The sequence below is a fragment of the Mesorhizobium sp. WSM4809 genome (assembly GCF_055811655.1).
The window spans coordinates 182,501-187,500 of sequence record NZ_JBVVQW010000009.1; the positions used below are offsets into that span (position 1 = coordinate 182,501).

The following is a 5,000-nucleotide window of genomic DNA, read 5'->3' on the forward strand; positions in this document are numbered from 1 at the left end:
GGTGGGCATTGGCAATGAGAACGATCAAGTGTCTTAAGGGCAATTGGTGGATGCCTTGGCATGCACAGGCGATGAAGGACGTGATACGCTGCGATAAGCTACGGGGAGGTGCGAATACCCTTTGATCCGTAGATTTCCGAATGGGGAAACCCACCTAAGGTACTTGGAAAATCAGAGCAGCCGGAGGTCGCAAGGCCGACTTGCTGCTGTGGTTTCCAAGTATCGATAATAGGTAACTTACCCTGAATACATAGGGGTAAAGTGGCGAACGCGGGGAACTGAAACATCTAAGTACCCGTAGGAAAGGACATCAACCGAGACTCCGGAAGTAGTGGCGAGCGAACCCGGACCAGGCCAGTGGCGATTGAGAGACAAGCGGAACCTTCTGGAAAGTAGGGCCATAGTGGGTGACAGCCCCGTACGCGTAATGCAATCACTCGTCCTCGAGTAAGGCGGGACACGTGAAATCCTGTCTGAAATTGGGGGGACCACCCTCCAAGCCTAAGTACTCGTGCATGACCGATAGCGAACTAGTACCGTGAGGGAAAGGTGAAAAGCACCCCGACAAGGGGAGTGAAAGAGTACCTGAAACCGATTGCCTACAAACAGTGGAAGCCCAAGGTTCGTCCTGGGTGACCACGTACCTTTTGTATAATGGGTCAGCGACTTAGTGTGACGAGCAAGCTTAAACCGCTAGGTGTAGGCGCAGCGAAAGCGAGTCTGAATAGGGCGTTCAGTTCGTCGCATTAGACCCGAAACCGAGTGATCTAGCCATGAGCAGGTTGAAGGTAAGGTAACACTTACTGGAGGACCGAACCCATAACTGTTGCAATAGTTCGGGATGACTTGTGGCTAGGGGTGAAAGGCCAATCAAACTCGGAAATAGCTGGTTCTCCGCGAAATCTATTTAGGTAGAGCGTCGACCGAATACCCCAGGGGGTAGAGCACTGGATGGGCTAGGGGTCCTCACCGGATTACCAAACCTAACCAAACTCCGAATACCTGGGAGTACTAGTCGGCAGACACACGGCGGGTGCTAACGTCCGTCGTGAAAAGGGAAACAACCCTGACCTACAGCTAAGGTCCCCAAGTTATGGCTAAGTGGGAAAGGATGTGAGGATCCCAAAACAACCAGGATGTTGGCTTAGAAGCAGCCATCATTTAAAGAAAGCGTAACAGCTCACTGGTCTAAATAAGGGTCTTTGCGCCGAAAATGTAACGGGGCTAAAGCCATACACCGAAGCTTAGGGTTTGGTCCGCAAGGGCCAAGCGGTAGCGGAGCGTTCTGTAAGCTGATGAAGCCATACCCGTGAGGGGTGGTGGAGGTATCAGAAGTGCGAATGCTGACATGAGTAACGTAAGGGGAGTGAGAGACTCCCCCGCCGAAAGACCAAGGGTTCCTGCTTAAAGCTAATCTGAGCAGGGTTAGCCGGCCCCTAAGACGAGGCGGAAACGCGTAGTCGATGGGAACCACGTTAATATTCGTGGGCTTGGAGGTAGTGACGGATCATTGAGGTAGTCCAATCTTATCGGATTGAACGGGCTGCTGCGTGGTTCCAGGAAATAGCTCCTCCTTATAAACCGTACCCGAAACCGACACTGGTGGTCTGGTAGAGTATACCAAGGCGCTTGAGAGAACTATGCTGAAGGAACTCGGCAAATTGCACGCGTAACTTCGGAAGAAGCGTGACCCTTTTCTACGCAAGTAGAGGAGGGTGGCACAGACCAGGGGGTAGCGACTGTTTATCAAAAACACAGGGCTCTGCGAAGTCGCAAGACGACGTATAGGGTCTGACGCCTGCCCGGTGCTGGAAGGTTAAGAGGAGGGGTGCAAGCTCTGAATCGAAGCCCCAGTAAACGGCGGCCGTAACTATAACGGTCCTAAGGTAGCGAAATTCCTTGTCGGGTAAGTTCCGACCTGCACGAATGGCGTAACGACTTCCCCGCTGTCTCCAGCATAGACTCAGTGAAATTGAATTCCCCGTGAAGATGCGGGGTTCCTGCGGTTAGACGGAAAGACCCCGTGCACCTTTACTATAGCTTTACATTGGCATTCGTAGTGGCATGTGTAGGATAGGTGGTAGGCTTTGAAACCTGGGCGCCAGCTCAGGTGGAGCCACCCTTGAAATACCACCCTTATTACTATGGATGTCTAACCGCGGCCCGTTATCCGGGTCCGGGACAATGTATGGTGGGTAGTTTGACTGGGGCGGTCGCCTCCTAAAGAGTAACGGAGGCGCGCGATGGTGGGCTCAGAACGGTCGGAAATCGTTCGCTGAGTGCAATGGCATAAGCCTGCCTGACTGCGAGACTGACAAGTCGAGCAGAGACGAAAGTCGGTCATAGTGATCCGGTGGTCCCGCGTGGAAGGGCCATCGCTCAACGGATAAAAGGTACGCCGGGGATAACAGGCTGATGACCCCCAAGAGTCCATATCGACGGGGTTGTTTGGCACCTCGATGTCGACTCATCGCATCCTGGGGCTGGAGCAGGTCCCAAGGGTATGGCTGTTCGCCATTTAAAGCGGTACGTGAGTTGGGTTCAGAACGTCGTGAGACAGTTCGGTCCCTATCTGCCGTGGGTGTAGGAATATTGAAAGGATCTGTCCCTAGTACGAGAGGACCGGGATGGACGGATCTCTGGTGGACCTGTTGTGGCGCCAGCCGCATAGCAGGGTAGCTATATCCGGACGGGATAACCGCTGAAGGCATCTAAGCGGGAAACCCACCTTAAAACGAGTATTCCCTGAGAACCGTGGAAGACGACCACGTTGATAGGCCGGGTGTGGAAGAGCGGCAACGCTTGAAGCTTACCGGTACTAATAGTTCGATCGGCTTGATCGTTCTCATTCCTTATGCTCATCGCTCCAAATCGGAGGATGACAGGCACAAAAAAGACCAGCGAATAGCCCCGAGAGGCACCCGACAGCTCCGCTGCCGATGCCTCTTTGTGCTCCTTCGCTCAAAAGCTTCTCGAACAACGTGCGTTTTGCCGACCTGGTGGTTATGGCGGAGCGGCTGCACCCGATCCCATTCCGAACTCGGCCGTGAAACGCTCCAGCGCTGATGGTACTTCGTCTCAAGACGCGGGAGAGTAGGTCGCTGCCAGGTCTGCTAAACGCACGTTGAACTCACATCCAATCGGATGGAGTGATGTCTTCTCTTTATGAAATGGCCCGCCAAGGGATCACGGGCCGCGTAAGCGGCCCTTTCATTTGGTCAGCTATATACCTATCTGTAGGCCTCGGCTTACACAAAAAAGCAAGCAAACGCTTGCTTAGGAACGCAAGCAAGCGCTTGCTTAGATTAGCAAGCAAACGCTTGCTAAGATTAGCAAGCAAACGCTTGCTAAGAGGTGACGCGGGGTGGAGCAGCCCGGTAGCTCGTCAGGCTCATAACCTGAAGGTCACAGGTTCAAATCCTGTCCCCGCAACCAAACTTCACTAAACAAACAGCCCGCCTCGTGCGGGCTCTTTTGTTTTTTGCCCTGGTGCCGGCGTTTAACCCGTCATGTCATCAGGCGCCCCCAAGCAGGCCAAGCCCAAGCCGCCAGACAGAAAACTCAAATCCTCTCCCCAACCAAACTTCGGTAAGCAAACAATCCGCCAGGAACAATGCCCGCCGGCCGTTCGCATTCGGGGACAATGGTGCCTGCAGCGGCACTCCTCGGCGCAGAAAGAGGCCTCAGCCGACAAGCTACGACGACAGACAAGCCTCTCAACAAACCTAATTCAAAATAGCCCGCAGCCGCGGGCCGTTTGCGTTCAGGGGATTGGCAAGCGAGGCGCCCAGCCGCCGCCATGGCCAGATCAACCGAATCGGAGGCAGAAAAGACGAAGCATCCGATCCTCAGGCATCGGTCAGTGACGCCGGTGGTGACTTGCAATCAAATACGAAATGAATTGGGTCGGGGTGGTGTTCTATTCAGTCGGCTTTTTGTGGCAACCCTCGGCCATGACAATGACTGAGGACCGCGAATCGACCTGCATGTGGATCCTCGATCGCGCCGGCGGTTGGGTGTGTCACGCCGCAAGTGCCGTTGGCCGAGCGGCCTGGGGGGCGCCGAAGCTACGCCTCGATCAAGTCGAATCAAAGTGAAGGGCGATTCTCTGGGGATGAGTGGCGCAAGGTGTAGCATGGTCGAATCGGCCAATTTTGCTGATAGCTGACATCTGTCGCCAGGTGCGGGATCACTCCCATGTTCCCGCAGGGGGGATGCCAATGCCAAATTCGCTTTGAATGACCATTACGAGAGCTCCATCAGGAAGCAGCTCGAATCAGGCCGCTACAACAATGCCAGCGAAGTTGTCCGCGCGGGCCTGCGCATGCTTGAGGATTTGGAGGCGGAACGGGAGAAATGGCTGCGCGAGGAGATACCGGGGCGCCTAACTGAACTCCGGCAGGATTCATCGAAGGGAATCCCTGCCGAGACGGTTTTCTCCCGGCTGGAGGCGCGTCATCGCGCGAAGCAGGCGAAAGCCTAGTAGGGGTGGAGTATCGGATTGTCTTCCACCCCAAGGCAGAAGCCGAGCTGGAGCAACTCTACGGTGACATAGCCGGACGTGCGTCGCCGGCGATCGCCTGGAGATTCATTGCGGGTATCCCGACCATTGTCTCGGTCTGTCGACTTTTCCACAGCGGAGCACCGAGCGGGTCGAGATCATGCCTGGCTGCGGATTGTTGGCTACCGCGACAGCATTGCCTTTGCCGTCGAGGGCGGGCGGGTCCTGATCCTGGGCAGCTTTTACGCCGGCCGGAACATCACACCGGAATTGCTCGAGGACCGGCCCTAAACGGCGCTTCGGTGGAGAATTGCCCTGCAGTCCTCCAGGCGCGACGGGTGCGATGGCGCACATCAGCGCCTCGAGCTCGGGACGCATCACAGGAATGGTGAGCGCTAGAACGCCGCCCACAATTCAGCCAAGCCAACTCATGAATTTCGGCCCGGTGGATATCTCTACGAGAAATCGAAAAAACATTGTCGATGTGTGTTGACAGTTG

General features: G+C 55.2%; 1 protein-coding gene, 1 tRNA gene and 2 rRNA genes. All 4 read left to right on the plus strand.

The window, feature by feature from the left end:
* Positions 1-22 precede the first annotated feature (22 nt).
* Positions 23-2,843 (plus strand): 23S ribosomal RNA (locus AC0L24_RS22340).
* A 152-nt stretch (positions 2,844-2,995) separates the two neighbouring features.
* Positions 2,996-3,110: ribosomal RNA gene (gene rrf, locus AC0L24_RS22345) — 5S ribosomal RNA — on the plus strand.
* Between the two features lie 248 nt (positions 3,111-3,358).
* Positions 3,359-3,435: transfer RNA gene (locus AC0L24_RS22350), tRNA-Met, on the plus strand.
* Positions 3,436-4,171: 736 nt separating this feature from the next.
* Positions 4,172-4,483 (plus strand): type II toxin-antitoxin system ParD family antitoxin, encoded by a 312-nt coding sequence (locus tag AC0L24_RS22355; protein ID WP_127809237.1) that lies wholly within the window; start codon positions 4,172-4,174, stop codon positions 4,481-4,483.
* Positions 4,484-5,000: the final 517 nt, after the last annotated feature.